Annotated in this window: 14 protein-coding genes and 1 pseudogene; 7 read left to right on the top strand and 8 right to left on the bottom strand. The window is 71.8% G+C overall.

The features are described 5' to 3' along the window. Nucleotides 1-121: 121 nt before the first annotated feature. The 4 genes and pseudogenes from ABZ471_RS04265 to ABZ471_RS04250 form a co-directional block, all read right to left on the bottom strand. A pseudogene (locus ABZ471_RS04265) lies at nucleotides 122-2,341 on the bottom strand (protein kinase); the annotation flags it as partial. Next, nucleotides 2,322-4,226: a hypothetical protein gene (locus ABZ471_RS04260; RefSeq protein WP_359062207.1), complete on the bottom strand. Its 1,905-nt coding sequence runs from the start codon at nucleotides 4,224-4,226 to the stop codon at nucleotides 2,322-2,324. The pseudogene ABZ471_RS04265 and the gene ABZ471_RS04260, both read right to left, overlap by 20 nt. Nucleotides 4,227-4,432: 206 nt before the next feature. After that, on the bottom strand, nucleotides 4,433-5,131 hold the full coding sequence (locus ABZ471_RS04255; RefSeq protein ID WP_359062205.1) for a response regulator transcription factor: 699 nt from the start codon (nucleotides 5,129-5,131) through the stop codon (nucleotides 4,433-4,435). Beyond that, nucleotides 5,128-6,339, bottom strand: coding sequence for a HAMP domain-containing sensor histidine kinase (locus ABZ471_RS04250; protein ID WP_359062203.1), 1,212 nt, complete (start codon nucleotides 6,337-6,339; stop codon nucleotides 5,128-5,130). Before ABZ471_RS04250 ends, ABZ471_RS04255 begins: the two co-directional genes overlap by 4 nt. 140 nt (nucleotides 6,340-6,479) lie before the next feature. Here ABZ471_RS04250 and ABZ471_RS04245 point away from each other — a divergent pair, with 140 nt between their 5' ends. The 4 genes from ABZ471_RS04245 (at nucleotide 6,480) to ABZ471_RS04230 (ending at nucleotide 10,807) form a co-directional block, all read left to right on the top strand. Continuing rightward, entirely contained in the window at nucleotides 6,480-7,418 is a 939-nt protein-coding gene (locus ABZ471_RS04245) for an ATP-binding cassette domain-containing protein (protein ID WP_359062201.1), read from the top strand. Then, nucleotides 7,415-8,929 (top strand): hypothetical protein, encoded by a 1,515-nt coding sequence (locus ABZ471_RS04240; RefSeq protein WP_359062199.1) that lies wholly within the window; start codon nucleotides 7,415-7,417, stop codon nucleotides 8,927-8,929. The genes ABZ471_RS04245 and ABZ471_RS04240 overlap by 4 nt, the downstream gene beginning before the upstream one ends. Then, entirely contained in the window at nucleotides 8,926-9,717 is a 792-nt protein-coding gene (locus ABZ471_RS04235) for an ABC transporter permease (protein WP_359062197.1), read from the top strand. The genes ABZ471_RS04240 and ABZ471_RS04235 overlap by 4 nt, the downstream gene beginning before the upstream one ends. 262 nt (nucleotides 9,718-9,979) lie before the next feature. Continuing rightward, nucleotides 9,980-10,807: a slipin family protein gene (locus ABZ471_RS04230; protein WP_359062195.1), complete on the top strand. Its 828-nt coding sequence runs from the start codon at nucleotides 9,980-9,982 to the stop codon at nucleotides 10,805-10,807. Here ABZ471_RS04230 and ABZ471_RS04225 read toward each other — a convergent pair. Continuing rightward, entirely contained in the window at nucleotides 10,752-11,942 is a 1,191-nt protein-coding gene (locus tag ABZ471_RS04225; RefSeq protein ID WP_359062193.1) for an MFS transporter, read from the bottom strand. The two genes, ABZ471_RS04230 and ABZ471_RS04225, sit on opposite strands and share 56 nt — an antisense overlap. A 77-nt stretch (nucleotides 11,943-12,019) precedes the next feature. On the opposite strand from ABZ471_RS04225, the gene ABZ471_RS04220 reads away from it, so the two are divergent. Together ABZ471_RS04220 and ABZ471_RS04215 are read left to right on the top strand one after the other, a co-directional pair. Continuing rightward, on the top strand, nucleotides 12,020-13,036 hold the full coding sequence (locus ABZ471_RS04220; protein ID WP_359062191.1) for an ArsR family transcriptional regulator: 1,017 nt from the start codon (nucleotides 12,020-12,022) through the stop codon (nucleotides 13,034-13,036). A gap of 9 nt (nucleotides 13,037-13,045) precedes the next feature. Beyond that, a complete protein-coding gene (locus ABZ471_RS04215; RefSeq protein ID WP_359062189.1) occupies nucleotides 13,046-13,552 on the top strand; it encodes a glutathione peroxidase in 507 nt (168 codons plus the stop codon). Nucleotides 13,553-13,709: 157 nt separating this feature from the next. On the opposite strand, the gene ABZ471_RS04210 is transcribed toward ABZ471_RS04215, so the two are convergent. The 3 genes from ABZ471_RS04210 to ABZ471_RS04200 all read right to left on the bottom strand — a co-directional run bounded on the left by ABZ471_RS04210 (nucleotide 13,710) and on the right by ABZ471_RS04200 (nucleotide 15,946). Further along, on the bottom strand, nucleotides 13,710-13,901 hold the full coding sequence (locus ABZ471_RS04210; RefSeq protein WP_359062187.1) for a DUF397 domain-containing protein: 192 nt from the start codon (nucleotides 13,899-13,901) through the stop codon (nucleotides 13,710-13,712). Between the two features lie 190 nt (nucleotides 13,902-14,091). After that, complete coding sequence (locus ABZ471_RS04205; RefSeq protein WP_359062185.1) at nucleotides 14,092-14,949, bottom strand: helix-turn-helix transcriptional regulator; 858 nt, start codon at nucleotides 14,947-14,949, stop codon at nucleotides 14,092-14,094. Nucleotides 14,950-15,190: 241 nt separating this feature from the next. Beyond that, on the bottom strand, nucleotides 15,191-15,946 hold the full coding sequence (locus ABZ471_RS04200; RefSeq protein ID WP_359062183.1) for a GPP34 family phosphoprotein: 756 nt from the start codon (nucleotides 15,944-15,946) through the stop codon (nucleotides 15,191-15,193). A 195-nt stretch (nucleotides 15,947-16,141) separates the two neighbouring features. On the opposite strand from ABZ471_RS04200, the gene ABZ471_RS04195 reads away from it, so the two are divergent. Next, nucleotides 16,142-18,457 carry a D-alanyl-D-alanine carboxypeptidase gene (locus ABZ471_RS04195; protein ID WP_359062181.1) on the top strand — a complete coding sequence of 772 codons (2,316 nt, stop codon included), beginning with the start codon at nucleotides 16,142-16,144 and terminating at the stop codon, nucleotides 18,455-18,457. Nucleotides 18,458-18,564: the final 107 nt, after the last annotated feature.

The raw sequence follows: 18,564 nt of genomic DNA, 5'->3' as shown, positions 1-18,564 counted from the left end.
ACGCGGAAGGGCACCGTCACGGGAATCGGCATCACCGACGGCGTCGGCGAGTCCGCGGCCCTTCATCGGCAGCGGCGCCCGCCTCGGCTCACTTGTCCTCACGCGCCGACGGAGGCTCGAAGGACTCCAATGCCTCCAAGACGTCCTCGACACGGGTGATCTCGGCATTGATGTCCTTGCGGCGGCGCGCCAGGATCTCCACCTCGCGCCGGCCCTGTTCGACCATGCTCTCGGCCTCGCGGGTGGCCTCGGCCTTGAGATTCTGAGCCTCCTGGACCATCACGGACCTCATCTCATGGGCCTCCTTCAGGATCATCTCGGCCTCCTTCAGCGTCATTTCGGCCTTCTTCACGGAGGCGATACGGATCTTGCTCGCCTCGGAGAGTGCCTCCGAGACGATCTCCTTGGCCCGCGCCGTCGCCTTCGCCTTCGCCTCGGCGAGCTCGTCCTCGGCGACCTCGCGCCGGATCCGCTCGGCCTCCTCGCGGGTGCGCTCCAGGGTCTCCTCGGCCTGCCGGCGCAGCGTGGTGGCCCTCTCGATGGCCTCGGTGCGGACCTTCTCGCTGTCCGAGGTCGCCTTCTGGCGCAGCGCGTCGGCGTCCGCCTTGGCCTTGGTCAGCAGCTCCTCGGCGGACTCGGCCGCCTCCTCGATCTGCGCCACGGCCTCGCGGCGGGCTTCGGCGCGGATCGTCCCGCCCTCGGCGACCGCGTCGGCGCGCAGCTGCTCGGCCTCGCCGCGCAGCCGGCGGGCCTCCTCCTGCAGCTCGGCCGTCCTGGCCCGGTACTCCGCGGTGTCGTCCTTCGCCGCGCCCTTGAGCTGCTCGGCGATGTCGTGCGCCTGGGCACGCAGCCGGTCCGCCTCGGCCTCCGCCTCCGAGCGGATCCGCTCGGCCTCCTCGGCCGCGGCCCCGGTGGTGTTCCTGGCCTCCTCCGACGCCTTGGTGAGGACGTCCTCGGCGGTCTTGGCGGCCTTGGACAGCTGGGTCACGCTCTCCTCGGCGGTGGCCGCCCGGGCCTTGTCGGCGGCCTCGGCGAGCAGCTTCTCGGCCTCCGCGCGGGCCTCCGTGACGATCTGCTCGGCGTCCGCCCTGGTGGCCTCGGCCTCTCTGGTGGCCTCGCTGACCAGCCGGGCGATCTGCTCCTTCGCTGTGCGGATGCGCTGCTCTTCCGTGAACTCCTGGGCCCGCGTGGAAGCGGCGTTCAGCAGCCGCTCCGCGTCGACGCGTGCCCGGCGCAGCAGTTGCTCGGCCTCGCCGCGCACGGACGCGCTGTGCCTCTCCGTCGACAGCCAGATCTGCCACGCCCGCTCCAGGATCCGACCGGCGAGGGGGTCGATATGCCCCAGCTGGGCAATATCCAGGGGGTTTTCCTCAGGCCGCGTGACCACGTGGTCGACCAGCAGCGTGCTCAGGGCGGCGTGCACGGCGGCAGCATCCGCCGGGCGGTGTTCCGGCCGCTTCGCGAGCAGGCTCATGATGAGGTCGCTCAGCGGGCGGGGGAGGCCGGGGGACCGGTCGCTCGGTGCCACCGGAGTCTTGTCCACCTGCATCCGGAGAATCGCCAGCGGACTGGTGGCGGTGAAGGGCGGCTTACCGGTCACCGCCTGGTAAAGCAGGCAGCCCAGGGAGTAGAGGTCACTGCGGTGATCGACCTCCCGTTCGCCCTCGGCCTGTTCCGGGGACATGTACAGCGGGGAGCCGATCGGGTCCCCGGTGGCGGTGAGTTCGTGGACGCTCAGGGTGTCGCCCATGAACTTGGCGACCCCGAAGTCGAGGACCTTGATCGTCCCGTCGGGGGTCAACAGGACGTTGGCGGGCTTGATGTCCCGGTGGATCACGCCCCGGCTGTGTGCGACGTGGAGTGCCTGGGCGATCTGCCTGGCCCACCCGACCGCGGCCGGCCAGGGAGGCGGCTCGGTCCCGTCGAGGCGCCGGCGGAGGGAGACGCCGGGAACCAGCTCCATCACGACGTAGAGGGTCCGGCGCCCGCCGACCAGCTCCTCGCCCCAGTCGTGGACGGTGACGATGTTCTGGTGGGAGAGCCGCCCCGCCAGCTGCACTTCGCGTTCGAATCTGGCTTGCGTCCTGTCCTCGTCCACGCGCAGCGCGTGGACGAGTTTGACCGCCACCTCACGCCGCATCCGCTCGTCCTGGGCGGACCACACCTCACCCATGCCGCCCGAGCCAAGACGCTCACTGATACGAAACCGCTCAGCGAGCAGTACGCCCTGCAATCGTTCCCTCCCTCGCCGGGGCAGGACCGCCGTGGTGCGACAGCCTGTCCAGGAACCCGTTCCGTAGCATCGCTTGTCGCCGAGCGGTTCAGATTCCCGCCGAGTCACCCGAGCTTCCGTACGAGCCGCCCGCCAGTCGGCGCAGCCGCCGGGCCTCTTCCTCCATGCGGTGCGCGACGCCCTCGGCGCCCGCCGTGCCGTCCAGCCCGCTGTCCAGCAGCTGCGCGGCGAGACCGGTGAAGTAGTGGGCAACGGTGAGGAGATGATCGTCCACGTCGACGGACCCGGCGTCCGTGAGCCTGCCGCCGGCGTCGTCCAGCACACGTTCGATCTGTCGGGTGATCTCGTTCCTGACGTCGTGAGTCCACCCCGACGCGCGGCCGACCTGGCCGAGGAGGGAGTGGCAGGCTCGGATGAGCTCACGCAGCAGCCGGACGTCACGGGTGACCGCGGTGGTACCCGAGGCCGCGGGGCTGATGGTGCCCGTGACGATGCGGGTGCCGGCCGACAGGGGCTCGTAGGGACGCAGGTCGATCGCGCTGGTCGCGCCGAGCGCCTCACGGAAGCACGGGTGGACGTGGAACTCCGTCTCGTGCGGCTGCACCGGCAGGTCGTCACCGCCGGCGAACACCACGTCGTTCCCGCGCCGCACGCCGAGGAATCCCGCCCCGTACAGGACGTCGACGACGCCGGCGAGGGTCAGCGCGTCGGCGTACGCGGGGAACAGCCGGTGGAGCGTCTCGGCCGCCGCCTCGAAGCGGGTGCCGAGGGCGCCCCGCGTCACGACGAATCCGGTGTTCTGGAACAGCGGGAAGAGACGCTTGAGGAAGGGGTGCGCGACCAGATACTCCAGGGCCAGGTCGTTGAGCTTCCACGCGGAGAACTGCCGGCTCGCCTGGAGGACGTCCTCCTCCGTGATCCGGTCACGGCCGTTCGCCAACCAGGCCGTCTCCTGGCAGAGGTTGAGGAACTGGATGGCGTCCCGGGGCCGTGGCAGACAGCGGCTGAAGAGGTACTTCGCGGTCTCCTCGCCCCGTACGGCCCTCGGGAAGACCTCCTGCCACAGTTGCTCCGCGCTCAGTCCGGCGCCGGCGGAGGCCTGCGCGCGAGCCAGGGCGAGGTCCCGCAGGGACTGTTCCGTCCAGGCGATGCGCAGTTCGTCACCGTGGAACTTGTCGCCCTCTCCGAACGACAGCGAGTCGTAGATGTCCGAGCGCAGAAACAGCAGCAACCGTACGGACCGCCCGTAGAGACCGGCAGCGTGCTTCGCCGCCAGCAGCAGTCCGATGACCATCGAGTTGCTGTCGGGCTCCGCGGACCACACCTGCTCCAGCTGGTCGACCATCAGCAGCAGAGGCCCGTGCACGCCGTCGCAGCCCAGGTCGGCGAGGGCTCTCGCCACCCCCTGCTCGACGACGTCCAGCTGCCGGGCGGCTCGCGCACCCTCCGACGGCGACTGCGCCAGGTCCATGCCCGCCTTGACGCCGAACGCCTCCAGGGACAGGGACGTCTGCAGGCCCCGCGCTCCCTGCGCCAGTCTGTCCCCCAGCCGTCCACCGGAGAGTTCGTCGTTCTGCTTCAGGAAGCGGGCCAGCGCCTTGATCGAGCCGGACCTGCCGCGGTGCGCGTCCCCGGCGTGCGCCACCAGGTGGCGGGCGGTGTGCACGGCGAACACGTATCGCCAGATCAGCGCCTTCGCCGAGTCCCGGGGCAGCCCCTGCAACTCGAACCGCCGTAGCTCCTCCCCCGCCGTCTCGTCCGGGGTGATGAGGGCCTTCCCTCCGGAGTGCACGCCGTCCGCCGTCAACTGCATGCAGATCGCGCTCTTTCCGGAGCCCTTCCGCCCGATGATCAGCATCTTCCGTCCGGTGACCGCCCCGCGGTACGCGGCCGTGGGCAGGAACGCCCCGCGTAACAGCAGCCCGTCGGTCACGTCCCGTTCGGCATCCTCGCGTCCGAAGTACAGCTCCGCGAGGAGTGGCCCGTCAGCCATCCCGTCCCCCTGATGTCATCCGCTCGATCCGCCCGATCCGTCCGATCCGCACGGGTCTGCAGGGCACACCGTATCCGTACGGGCGACGGCTCCGCGCCCAGGAACTCCCCGCCCACACCCGCGCATTGGCTGCCGGGGCGCTCCGCCGGGTGACCTGTCGAGCAGACGTCCGCAGAACGACGCGGCGCGCCCGCCGGCGGACCGGATCAGGCGGGCTCGGCCTCCCGAGGCGGGGCTTCGTCGGCCGGGTCGGTGATCCGGTAGCCGACCGTGGGTGTCGTGGTGATCACCGGCGGACTGCCGAGCTTGCGCCGAAGTCTGCCGATGGTCACCGTGACGGTGTTCGTGAACGGGTCGGCGTTCTCGTCCCACACCTGCTCCAGGAGCGCCTCCGCGCTGAGAGAGGCCGGGCTGGCCCGCAGGAGGGCCGTCAGGACCTCGAACTCCTTGACCGAGAGGTCGAGACGGCGCCCGTCGCGGGTGGCCGTGCGGTGCACGGGATCGAGTTCGATGCCCGCGGCGCGGAGTGTGCGGGCGCGGGCGTACGGGCGGCGACGGGCCAACGCCCGTAGGCGGAGCACGAGTTCGGGGAAGTGGAACGGCTTGACCAGGTAGTCGTCGGCGCCCAGACTCAGGCCGCCGACGCGGTCGGCCGGCGTGTCCGCGGCGGTCAGCATCAGCACCATGGGCCGTTCGTCCCGGTCGGTGACCATCCGGCAGAGCGTGTCGCCGTGGATGCCCGGCAGGTCCCGGTCCAGGACGATCGCGTCGTAGGCGCCGGCGTCCAGTTTGGCTGCGGCCTCCAGGCCGTCGTAGGCGACGTCCACCGCCATGCCCTGGTCGCGCAGGCCCTCGACCAGGACGTCGGCGAGCGCCCTGGCGTCCTCCACCACGAGCACCCTCACGCCACGGCCTCCGTTTCGGGCGCCCGGGACAGGGTGACCGTGGCCCGCAGGCCGCCCTCGGCACGAGCCTGCAGGTCGAGGGTACCGCCATGCGCGTCGGCGACCGCTGCGACGATGGACAGGCCGAGGCCCGCCCCCGCGCCACCGCCGCCGCCCGTGCGCTCGGCGCCGAGCCGGCGGAACGGACGGACCAGTTGGGCGATCTGGTCCTGCGTCATCACCGGACCTCCGTTCTCCACGACCAGCCGCACCTGCGCGCCCTCGGCGCCGGCGGCTACACGGATCCAGCCTCCGGGCCGGTTGTGCACGATCGCGTTGTCGACGAGGTTCTCCACCATCCTGCGCAGCAGGGTCCGGCTGCCGCACACCCACGCGCCCGGCCCGCCCCGCGCGCCCCCGGCGTCCACGACGAGGTCCTTGGCGGAGGCCAGGGCGGCACGCTCGGTGAGGGCGGCGGTGGCGAGCAGGTCCAGCGGGACGGTCTCGGTGTCCGGCAGCGGTACTCCGTGCTGCGCGCGGGCCAGCGCCAGGAAGCCGTCCAGCAGCCGGTCGACCTGGTCCAGCTCGGTCCGGACGCGGCGCGCGAGGGTGCGCGTCTGCTCGGGCACCGGGCCGGGTTTGGCGAGCGCGACGTCCGCCGAGGCCCGCACGGTGGCCAACGGGGTGCGCAGTTCGTGCGAGGCGTCTGCGACGAAGCGCCGCTGGGCCGCGAACGCCTGCTCGAGGCGCTCCAGCAACGCGTCGATGGTGTCACCGAGGTCTCTGAGTTCGTCGTGCGGGCCGGGAACGGCGAGGCGTTCGTGCAGGCTGTCGGCGGAGATACGGCGGGTGGCCGCGGTCATCGCGCGCAGCGGTCGCAGGACGCGTCCGGCGGCGTACCAGCCCAGCGCCACCGACAACAGTCCCATCACCACCAGCCCCGCCGCCGAACCGAGCAGCAGTTGGTCCACCTGCCGGCTGTGGGCCTGGTCGAGTTGGTGCTCCAGGCTGGCGATCCTGGCCTGCGCCGCGGACGGGAACGTACCGGGCGTGCCCGGCTGGTTGCCCGGCGCCGGCGCCGCACGATAGGTACCGTCGGCCACCAGTGCGACCACCGCCAGCATCACCACGGCCGAGGCCAGGAACAGTCCGGCGTACAAGGTGGTGAACCGCCATCGAACACCGCGGCGGTGCACCGACCGTCCGGGAAGACCGAGTTCCGCTGCCATCGATCAGCTCCTCCCTCACTGCCCGCTCAGGCTAGGCGAGCCGGCCTAACAGCGGCATGACAGCGGCCGTTCCGTCCTCGTTACGGCCCGGGGCGCAGCGTGGCCCCCGGATGAGACGGGCGAGGGAGGGAGCGGCAACGATGACGGACGATCCCAGGATCGAGGTCGACGGCCTGCGTAAACGCTTCGGGGCGACGCAGGCGCTCGACGGCATGACGTTCACCGTGCGGCCGGGGACGGTGACCGGGTTCGTGGGCCCGAACGGCGCGGGCAAGTCCACCACCATGCGGGTGGTGCTGGGCCTGAACGCCCCCGACCAGGGGCGCGCGCTGGTCGGCGGACGGCCGTACCGGACTCTGGGCAGTCCGCTGCGTCACCTGGGCTGGCTGCTGGACGCCGGCGCGCTGCAGCCCAGCCGGACCGCCCGCAACCACCTGCTGTGGCTGGCCCGGTCGCAGGGCCTTCCGGCCGCCCGGGTGGACGAGGTGCTGGAGCAGGTCGGGCTCGCCGACGCGGCGCGGCGCCGGGCGGGTGGCTTCTCGCTGGGCATGCGGCAGCGGCTCGGCATCGCGGCGGCGCTCCTCGGCGATCCGCCCGCGCTGATGCTGGACGAGCCGTTCAACGGCCTGGACCCCGAGGGGATCCGGTGGATCCGCCGCCTGCTGTCCTCCCTGGCGGCGCAGGGCCGGGCCGTGCTGGTGTCCAGCCATCTGATGAGCGAGCTGCAGGGTGTCGCGGATCACCTCGTCGTCGTCGGGCGCGGCCGGGTGGTCGCCGACACGGGCGTACGGGAGTTGCTCGCGACGCTGTCGGCGGGCCGGGTCACGCTGCGCACGTCGGCGCCTCTCGCGGCGGCGGAGGCACTGGCCCGTGCCGGCGCGACCGTGCACGCCCGGGAGGCGGACGCGCTCGGCGTCAGCGGGCTGACGGGCGAGGCCATCGTGAGCGTGCTGAACGCGGGCGGGGTGCCGTTCGCGGAACTGGCCACGCACCGCGCGACCCTGGAGGAGGCGTATCTGGAGCTGACCCGGGACGCCGTGCAGTACCGCGGCACCGGCGTCGAGGGAGCCGCGCGATGAGGGCGTTCCGGGTCCTGCACGCGGAGTGGACCAAATTCCGTACCGTACGGGGCTGGGTCCTCGGCACCTTCGGGGCGGCCTTGGTGTCCGTGCTGTTCCTGCTGGTCGGGACGGCGTCGTCGAACCAGCACGCACAGAACAGGGCCGCGCTGCCGGTCGGTCCCGGAGGCGGGGCGGTCAACGACAACTTCTACTTCGTGCACCAGGCCCTGACCGGCGACGGCAGCCTCACCGTGTCCGTCACCGCGCTGGCCGGCGTACTGGCCCGGGAACCGGGACGGACCTCGCCGGGGGTCACTCCGTGGGCCAAGACCGGGATCCTCGTCAAGCAGAGCCTCGACCAGGGCTCGCCGTACGCCGCGATGATGGTCACCGGTGCCCACGGCGTGCGGATGCAGAACGACTTCACGCACGACCGGGCCGGCCTGCCCGGCCGCCCCTCCGCCGATGCGCCGCGCTGGCTGCGTCTCGTCCGCACCGGTTCGACGGTCATCGGCTACGACTCGGCGGACGGCGTGCACTGGACCGAGGTCGGTGGCGCACGCCTGCCCGGTCCGGCCGCCACCGTGCACGTGGGTCTCTTCACCGCCTCCCCGGCGGCCGTGGAGACGAGCGACTCCCGAGGGGGTACCAGCCCTGCCGTGGCCACCGGAACCTTCGGCCGTGTCACGCTGGGCGGTTCCTGGACCCGTGGCGGCCGGCCGGACGGCTGGCAGGGCGTGCAGGTGGGCGGTGACGCCGGCACGTCCGGCAGCTACACGGAGAACACCTCGGGCAGCTACGCGCCGACCGGCGGCGGCTTCTCCGTCACGGGTGCCGGGGACATCGCGCCCGTGGTCGGCGGCCCCTCGCTCGGCCCGGCCTACACGATCGAGAACTTCCTGGTCGGCACCTTCGCCGGGCTGGTCGTCCTCACGGTCGTGGCGGTGCAGTTCGTCACCGCGGAGTACCGCCGCGGACTGATCGGCTCCACCCTCGCCGCGGCACCAGGGCGCGGGCGGCTGCTGGCGGCCAAAGCCGCCGTGGTCGTGGCGGTCGCCTTCGCGGTCGGCGTGCTCGCCGCCGCCGTCAGCATCCCGCTCGGCCGGCAACGTGCGCACGCCACCCATTTCCTGGTGTTCACCGTGCCCCGCGCGGTGGAACTGCGCGTGGTCCTCGGCACCGGGCTGCTGCTGGCCGCCACCGCCGCTCTCTCCCTGGCGCTCGGCGTGCTGCTGCGGCGCAGCGCGACGGCGATCACCGTCGCCGTCGTGACGACGGTCCTTCCCTATCTGCTCGCCGTCAGCGGCGTACTGCCCGCCGCTGCGGCGCGGTGGCTGCTCCGCCTCACTCCTGCGGCGGGCTTCGCCGTGCAGCAGACGCTGCCGCACTACGCGCACGTGCTGACCGTCTACACGCCGTCCTCCGGCTACTTCCCCCTCCCGCCCTGGGGCGGCTACGCGGTGCTCGCCGGCTGGGCCGTCCTCGCTCTGGCGGCCGCGGCCCTGCTGCTGCGCCGGAGGGACGTATGAGTGCCACCGCCCTGCGACGTGCGGTCCACGCCGAGTGGACCAAGCTGCGGACCGACACGGGCCATGCGTGGCTGTTGCTTGGCCTCGTCGCCGTCACGGCGTCCGTGAGCGCGGCGGTGGCGGCGACCGCCCGGTGTCCCGCGGACGGCTGCGGTCAGGACCCGGTCAGACTCAGCCTGACGGGTGTGACGCTGGGGCAGACGATCGCCGCGATCGTGGCCGTGCTGGTCGTCGGCCACGAGTACGGCACCGGCCTGATCCACACCACGCTCGGGGCGGTACCGCGGCGCACCACCGTGCTGATCGCCAAGGCCGCCGTCGTGAGCGGGGTGGTCTGCGCCGCGGGGACGGTCGCGGTCCTGGCGTCCGTCCTCGCCGGACAGCACCTGCTGCCGGGCAACGGTTTCACGCCCGCCCACGGCCATGCCGTCCTCTCCCTCGCGGACGGTCCGGTCCTGCGGGCGGCCGCAGGCTCGGTGATCTACCTGGTCCTGGTCGCTCTGCTCGCTCTCGGTGTCGCCACAGCGGTCCGGGACGCGGCGGTGTCGACGGGCCTCGTGCTGGGGTTGCTGTACCTGTTCCCCCTGCTCAGTCATGTGGTCGCCGACCCGGGCGTCCGGCGCCACCTCGAGCAGATCGGGCCGATGCCCGCGGGACTGGCCGTCCAGGCCACCACCGGCCTGGACCGTCTCCCCATCGGTCCGTGGGCGGGCCTCGGCGTGCTGGCCCTGTGGGCGGCGGGCGCGCTGCTCGTCGGCGGCGCGGTGCTGCGGCTCCGTGATGCCTGAGCCCTGGAGCGGGTCTCGCGGGTCCGGATCCTGCCGGGGCCTTCGGCGTCAGCGTTTCGTGTCCGCCGACCCGTCGACAAGGCGCTGGCGAACGCCGAGCTCTTCGCCCAGGACGTGGTCGAGGGCGGCGGCTGACGGGACCAGGGCCTGTCGGGTGTTTCTTTACGGAACCCTGACGTCTGCGCTGCATCCGTCGGCGGGCGCGCGGTGTCCTCCCCGTTGTCCGGAACCGGACGGAAGTCGCGTCGGAGAATGGAGTGCCATGGAAGGCACCGTCGTCGCAGTGGTGATCGTGGCCGCGCTGTTCCTGCTCGTGCTGAAGAGCGGCATGCGGGTCGTCAACCAGGTGGAGCGCGGGGTGGTGTTCCGGTGGGGCAAGGCCCTGCCGAGCCACCGGCAGCCGGGGATCACCTTCCTCATCCCGTTCGCCGACCGGATGCGCAAGGTGAACGTGCAGGTCGTGACCATGCCGGTGCCCACCCAGGAGGGCATCACCAAGGACAACGTGTCGGTGAAGGTCGACGCCGTCGTCTACTTCCGGGTGACCGACCCGCTGCGGGCGGCCATCGAGGTGCAGGACTACCACTTCGCCGTCGGACAGGTCGCCCAGTCCTCCCTGCGCTCGATCATCGGCAAGAGCGACCTGGACGATCTGCTGAGCGACCGGGAGCGGCTGCACGAGGGGCTGGCCCTGATGATCGACAGTCCTGCCGCGGGGTGGGGCATCCACATCGACCGGGTCGAGATCAAGGACGTCCAGCTCCCCGAGTCGCTGAAGCGGTCCATGTCGCGGCAGGCCGAGGCCGAGCGGGAGCGGCGGGCCCGGGTCATCACCGCGGACGGTGAGTTCCAGGCGGCCGAGCAGCTCGCCAACGCCTCGCGGATCATGTCGGACACTCCCGAGGCCATGCAGTTGCGGCTCCTCCAGACCGTCGTCGAGGTGGCCGCCGAGAAGAACTCCACGCTCGTGATGCCGTTCCCGGTCGAACTGCTGCGGTACTTCGACCGGGCCGCCGCGAACCTCGGTGCCGGTCTCAGCGGTAAGACGGTTCCGGCACAGCAGTCGCAGGAGAACGCCGACCAGCCGTAGCCAGCGTCAGCGTCACGGACACCGAGGCCGCCGCCATCGCCGTCATCGCCCAGGCGGGCGAGGTGAGTTGGGCCACCACGCCCGCCAGTGCCGCGCTCACGCCCTGCAGGGTCAGCATGCCCGCCGAGTGCAACCCCAGGGCGTGACCGGCGAGTTCGTCCGGGGTCAGGCTCATCAGCCGCTCCTGCTGGACCAGGCTCGCCCCGAAGCCGGCGGAGGCCACCGTGACACAGACCGCGGCCACGGGCACCGGCGGGTGTGCGGAGAACAGCAGGTACGGCGTCGCCAGGAGGAGAAGCAGCGGGGTGGCGAGCCGGGCCCGCACGGCGGGCGGGAGCAGACGGCCGACCGTCACGTCCCCGGCGAACATGCCCAGCGCCCCGCACGCGAACAGGGTGCCGGCCGCGCCGGGGGCGTACGCCACGTACAGCGACTCGCAGCCGACGACCAGGCCGTTGGGCAGCCACAGGCCCAGGTAGGTGAGGCGGCGCGGGCGGGACGACCACAGCAGGGCGTTGGTGCGCCGGGTCGCCGCCGGGGAGGGGCGGCCGGCGACCCGGGGCGGGCGCCCGCTCAGGCCGAGGCGCAGCACGAGCGCGGCGGTCAGGTACAGGGCCGCCGAGAGGAGCAGGCAGGTCCGCGGGGGGAGCACGGTCAGCAGCGCGCCGCCGGTGGCGTAGCCGGTGATCTGCATCAGCCCGCTCATCATGTGGAACAGCGAACGCCCGGGCAGATAGCCGTCCTTGGGGAGGATCTCGTTCAGCAGGCCCCAGCGGACCCCGCCGCCCAGCGAGGCGACCAGGCCCAGCAGCAGGACGACGGCGAACAGCGCGACGGTCGGCAGGCCGGGAAGCGCCTGGACCGCCGTACCGGCCGCGAAGGCCAGCGACACGGCGGCCAGGGCCGTGCGCGGGGGCAGGCGGTCGGCGCCGGAGAGCAGGAAGGTCGCGCCCAGCACCTGGGCCAGCGAGGGGCCGAACATGCTGACCGCCGACAGCAGCGGGGAGCCGGTCGCCCGGTAGACGAGCGTGGCGAGGGCGAGTCCGCCGACCGTCTGGGCGGCGGTCTGCGCGGCCGCGCCGAGAAACAGCGGGGTGAACTCCGGTGTGCGGAACAGGGATCGGTAGCTGGGCATGTCCCGGAGTCTCGGCGGGCCGTCGCGGGCTCGTTATTGTTTCGCCGGCACGCGAAAGGTCGTACGAGGAGGACCCGGTGGGATGGTGGCAGCTGAACGCGGACACGCTCGCCCGCAGCCGGTTCGTGCTCTCCCCGCTCGCCGAGACCTTCGCGAGCCTGAAGCTGCTGCACGCGGGCTCGGGCACGCACCCCGGTGAGCGGGAGTGGCTGCGCGCCCATCTGCCCGGCTACCGGGCGCTGCTCCACGCCGACCCGGTGACGGCCCGGCTGGTAGGGGCGGGTCTGGGCCGGAACTGGATCGCCGACTTCCTCACGCCGACGCCCCGCGCCGGGGAGGGCTTCGCCGACGAGGTTGCCCGGGTGCGCGGCACCGAACCGGCCGCCGCCCGTGACCATCTGCGCCTCTCCCTCGCCGGGCCGCTCCCGGCCGTCCTGGACCGGGACGACCTGCCGGAGCGGGCGGCCGCGCTGCTGGAGTGGGTGTGGGAGGAGACCGTACGGCCGTACTGGGAGCGGCGCCGGCGGGTGCTGGAGGCGGACGTGGTGGCCCGGACCGCGCAGGTGAGCCGGGGCGGCTGGGTGAGCGTGCTGGACTCGCTGCGGCCGGGCGGGACGCGGTGGCTCGGGGAGAACCGGTTCCAGGTCAATCTGCACGAGTACCCGCCCCGCGAGATCTCGGGCGCCGAGCTGCTCTTCGTGCCGGTGACCCCGCAGCGGGTGGGGTGGGTGGCCTGGGAGGAGGGGGAGCGGTACGCCGTGGTCTACCCCTGCACCGGGGTGCTCGCCGGTGACGGCGACCCGGCGGTGCCCTCGGGCCTGGGCGCGCTGCTCGGGCCGGCCCGGGCCGTGGTCCTCGTCCTGCTCGCCTCCCCCATGAGCACCACCCAGCTGACCGCCGTCACCGGGCAGGGGCTGGGCTCGGTCGGACGGCATCTGAAGGTGCTGCGGGAGGCGGGGCTGGTGGAGCGCGGGGGCAGGGCCGGGCGGTCGGTGCTGTACGTGCGGACGGCGGCGGGGCAGGTGCTGGTCGAGGCCGGGAAGGTGGCCCGTACCCCGAGCCCGCGACCCGAGCCCGTCACCCGCCGGAGTTAGCATCCGCTCATGACGACTAACGACCACAACGGTTCCGTGCTGGACATCGAGATCGCGGCCCTCAAGGGCGGCTCCGCGAACCTGCCCCGGTACGCGGGCCAGAGCGTGCTCATCGTGAACGTGGCCTCCAAGTGTGGCCTGACCCCGCAGTACACCGGTCTCGAGCGGCTGCAGGAGCGGTACGCCGAGCAGGGCTTCACCGTGCTCGGGGTGCCCTGCAACCAGTTCCTCGGGCAGGAGCCCGGCACCGCCGAGGAGATCGCCGAGTTCTGCTCGGCGACGTACGGCGTGACCTTCCCGCTGACCGAGAAGGTCGAGGTGAACGGGGAGGGCCGGCACGCGCTGTACGAGCGTCTGGTGGGCTTCGCCGACGCCGAGGGGCACAGCGGGGACATCCGCTGGAACTTCGAGAAGTTCCTGATCGGCCGGGACGGCCAGGTCGTCGCGCGCTTCTCGCCGCAGACCGAGCCGGAGTCCGCGGAGGTCGTGGCGGCCATCGAGGGCCAGCTGGCCTAGATCCCGGTTGGCCTTGCCCCGGAGGCGGGGGGAACCCGGCGCCGGGAAAAGGCCGAGCCCTCTCGGCAAGGACGGCGACTGGTCGAGAGGGCTCTTGGGTGGTGCTTGTGCAGTTGTTCGTCGGGAGCTTCTACGCGGGAGCGTCAGAGAGGGCTCCCTACGCCTTGACCGAGGCCACGAAGTCGTTCCACGCGTCGGCGGGGAAAGCCAGGATCGGGCCCTCGGTGACCTTGGAGTCGCGTACGGCGAGCTCCGCGGTGGTGGGCGACTTGACCTCGACGCAGGCGCCGTTGCCCGCGGAATAGGAAGACTTCATCCACGTCTCCGAAGCGCCCTGAATCAGTGCCATGTCCACTCCTGTTACGAGTTGCTGGTGGTGCGGTTCACGCCAACCTTGTTGTCTGATTGGCGTGATCGACGCTACCGGGCAACCGCCCCTGCTGGAGTAGTCGTTCACTCGTCCGATGGCATATTCAGGGTGAGCCTTCCGCTGAATCGTCACCACGGTGTACGATCCGGCACTTCCTGTGGAGCGGGGCTCATTCGGCGTAGGTTTTCGCCACAGTGGAGATGTATTGCCGGGATTGCTCCACATTGAGGGACTGTGCCCGCAGATGCTCGTACATCACGGCGTACTTCTGCACGTCCTGCGCCTTCTCCAGGTACAGGTCGCTGGTGACACCCTCGAGGTAGACCACGCTCGAGTCGGCCGCGTCGGTGAACTCCAGGATCGCGTACTGGCCGTTGAGTCCCGGGTGCGCGCCCACCTCGAACGGCAGCACCTGCACGGTGACGTGCGGCAGCTGGGACATCTCGATCAGGTGCTCCAGCTGCTCCCGCATCACCAGCCTGCTGCCCACGACCCGCTTGAGCGCCGCCTCGTCCAGCACCACCCACAGCCGCAGCGGGTTGTTCTCGGCGGTGATACGTTCCTGTCGGCGCATGCGCACCTGCACACGCTTCTCGATTTCCGCCGTGGAGGTCTCCGGCAACGCGCCCTGGACCAGGGCCTCCGCGTAGGCGCGGGTCTGCAACAGACCGGTCACCAGCTGGGGTTCGTAGACCCGCAGCGACTCGGCGTCGGTCTCCAGGCCGATGTACACGCTGTACGGGATGTCCCCGAACGTGTGCCACCAGCCCTGCTGCCGCGAGTCCCGGGCCATCTCCATCAGCGAGTCGACGATCCGCTGGTCCTCGACCTCGTACACCCCGCAGAGGTCGCGCACATCGCGCTGACTGATACTTCTGCGGCCGTTCTCCAGCCGACTGATCTTCGACTGCGACACCAGCAGCCGCTCCGCCACCTCTTCGGCCGTCATGCCCTTGAGCTCACGGAGCCGGCGCAGCTCCTGGCCGAGCCGGCGTCGCCTGACGGTGGGATTGACATTGGACGCCACGGGACGTGCACCTCCGGCTGCCTGCCTGTACCTGACACTTTGCGTATCTGCTGTTGAGCAGACTGCCACCAAGGTGCTTTCTACCGCTGGCAAACGGTGGATATGCGGCGCGTACGCGTCAGTTCGGGCACGGATTCACGGGTGCAGACGCGGTCGAGCGGGGCGGTGAGACCACGAGGATCTCACCCGCCCCGCTCGAACCAGCGGCTCCCGTACCGGGTCTTGGGACCGGCGGTGCGGCTCAGTGGGCCACGGCGCGCGCCATGGACCCGTGGTGCGGCTGCATCGGAACCCCGCGTGCGGGTTCCGCCGCGGTCCTGACTCCGGGCCCCGCCGGGCGGCCGGCCGTGGCCGGACCGCGCCGCGGCTGGGCCGCCGCGCCGTTCTGTACGTCCATCACGGCATGCGCGACCAGCCCGCCCATGGGGTCGTGCCGGATCAGATCCCGCAACCGGGACCGGGACGAGCGCCCCTCGTTCCCCGGATACAGGTGCTTGCCGAGTCCGACGGCGTGGGCCAGCGCGGCGAGCGCCGCGGTCCGCGGGTCCGGCGGAACGCCGGTGCGGATCGCGGAATCCAGCCGGGCTCGGATCTCCCGGCTGATCTCGGTGTCCGTCGCCTGGTACCGCGTCGTCGGCAACACCCCGCACATCTGGCCCGCCACGGCGGCAACCATGCCGCAGCGCTCCAGATGCGAGAGGTAGGTCTGGCGGAGCCCCAGTCGTGGCCCGCCGATCCAATGGACCGCCCGCACCGGAGCGCCGCGCCTTCGCAGCAACTCCAACGCGCAGTCCAGAGTCGGATCTCCTGTCGGCCGTGGTACCACCACGGCGATACGATCCCCGTCTGGGGCTATCCGTCCGGCCAGCGCCAGCTCCACTAGCTGTGCTCCGGCCAGACCGAGGTCGAGCGACTGCGGCTGTGCAGTGGTACCCGTGGTCGGGTCCAATGCCAGCAGCAAAAGCTCCTCCGGAATTGTTCTGCGGCTCCTGCCCATCCATGCCTCCCCGCGTGGATGAATGACAGGGTGACCCCTCTCACATTGGTCTGTCGAGGGTGCGTGACCGGTTCGTAAGGGAACCGGCAGGTATGTCGTTCTCGTCTACCACAGGGGCCAAGCCCCCACACAGGACACTGGTACATGGTTCGGACAGGGCGCGCGAGTGCGCGTGCGGCGCATGAGGAGGCATCGGTGGCGGGCGAGTCCCCCGACAGGTCGAAGCAGCACGAGGCGTCGGCGGAAGCGACGTCGGGGAGCAGGGGCCCGGTTCCCGAAGGCCGCGATCCGCGGCTCGCGGTGTCCCGCGAAAAGGATTCCTCGGGCGCCGCGGTGGACACGGCGACACAGGTCCTCTCGGTCCGTGACGTGAAGGCCGCCGCCACCGCCGAGGAACCCGAGGTCGCCGAGGACCCCGAGGGCCCTGAGGACGCGGACAGGGACGCCGACCTGCGCGAGGCCGTCTCGGCATGGGTCCGCTCGGCCGACGCGACGGCCAAGACGCCGGAGAACCCCGAAGAAGCCGAGCAGAAGGCCGACTCGGAGGCCCCGGAGGACGGCGAGTCCGACGAGCCGGAGGAACCCGCGGTCGGGAAGGCCGAGGCCGACGCGGAGCCCGAGCCGGAGTCGGACGAGGACACCGAGCCGAAGACTGACGCCGAGTCGGACGGGAGCGCGGACATATCGGCCGAGGCCGAGGCCGAGGCTGAGGCCGAGGCCGACGAGGAGGCGGAGGCGGGCGCCGAAGCGGACGCCGAGGCGAAGCCTGCTGCCGAGGACACGGAAGCCGAGGCGAAGCCGACCGCCGAGGACGAGGCAGAGGCCGGCGACGAGGCCCCGGAGCCCACCGACGAGGACCCGAAGGCCGCCGACGAGGACCCGAAGGCCGCCGACGAGGACCCGGAGCCCACCGACGAGGACCCGAAGGCCGCCGACGGCGAGGGTGCCCCTCAGGGGGCACCCTCAGTCGACGACGAGAGCCGCACAGGTGGTGCGGGTGGGAAGACGGGCGCCGACGGCGAAGCCGAGGCGAAGGGCGCCGAAGCCAAGGGCGCCGTCGATCAGCCCACCGCCGTCTTCAAGGCCGTCCGCCCCAAGAAGCCCGCGGTCGACCAGCCGACCACCGCCCTCAAGCTGGGCGGCAGCAAGTTCGTCCCGCTCAAGAACCCCGACGTCACCACCACCGTCCCCCAGGTCGGCCCCGAGCGCACCACCCAGCAGCCCCTCCCGCCCAAGCCCCCGCTGGACCTGCTGGCCGAGCTGACGAACACGCCTCGGCCGCCGGAGACCGCGGTCCGTACGATCGTCCGCCGGTTCAAGATCTGGACCCCCCTGGCCCTCCTCCTGGCGATCATCTTTGCGGTCGTACAGAACTTCCGCCCCCTCCCCCAGCCCACCCTCGACCTCACCGCGAAGGACAGCTACACATTCGACGGCAGCAAGGCCGACATCCCCTGGCCCGCCGAGGGCCAGGCCGCCCTCGACGTCCAGGGCATCGGCTCCTTCGGCTCGTCCGGCACGCAGAAGCCCGTTCCGATCGCGAGCGTCGCGAAGGTGATGACCGCGTACCTGGTCCTGCGCCACCACCCGCTCAAGAGCGGCGAGGACGGCCAGAAGATCAAGATCGACAAGGCCGGCGAGGAACAGTCGGACGCGGGCCAGGAGTCCACCGTCCCGCTCACCGCCGGCGACTCGATCTCCGAGCGCGAGGCCCTGGAGGCCATCCTCCTGCCCTCCGCCAACAACGTGGCCCGGCTGCTCGCCCGCTGGGACGCGGGTTCGGAGAAGGCGTTCGTGACGAAGATGAACGCCGCCGCCAAGGAACTCGGCATGACCAACACCACGTACACGGACCCGTCGGGCCTGACGGACTCGACGGTCAGCACGGCCGTGGACCAGGTGAAGCTGGCCAAGGCCGCGATGGAGAGCCCGGCCTTCCGCGAGGTCGCGGCGATGATGGAGTACATCGACTACAAGGGCGTCAAGCACAAGAACTTCAACAAGCTGGTGGGCTACAACAACGTCGTCGGCATCAAGACCGGCACCACCACCTCCGCTCTCGGCAACCTCGTGTTCGCGGCGAAGAAGGAGGTGAACGGCGAGATGCGCACCATCATCGGCGCCGTGCTGCGGCAGCCCGCGGGCGGCCCGGAGCACACGATCATCAGCGCCGCTCTGTACGGCGGCGACCAGCTGATCCGGGCCGCGCAGGGCGCGCTGAAGCCGGCGACGATCCTGAAGAAGGGCGACGTCGTCGGCTACGTCGACGACGGGCTCGGCGGCCGGACGCCGGTCGTGGCCACGAAGGACGTCACGGCAGCCGGCTGGGCCGGTCTGAAGGTGAAGCTGTCCTTCGCCGCCGACACCGTGCCGCACACCGCGAAGGCCGGCACGAAGGTCGGCACGCTCACCGTGGGTGACGGTGGGGTCGGTGCGGTGAAGGTGCCGGTGGCCCTCCAGAAGGATCTGGCCGAACCCGGCTTCACGGACAAGCTGACGCGACTCGGCTGAGCCGGACCCCCGGTTCCGCACTCCCGCACCCCGCCGACGGAGCCCCGCGGCGGGGTGCGTGCTAGCGTCACGAATCGGGGCAGGTCGCCGGTCACGGGACGGGACCG

It is taken from the genome of Streptomyces sp. NPDC005728 (assembly GCF_040630895.1).
GTDB lineage: Bacteria > Actinomycetota > Actinomycetes > Streptomycetales > Streptomycetaceae > Streptomyces.
Note: the sequence above shows the minus strand (reverse complement) of the source record. Positions and strands in the feature narration are given on the sequence as shown.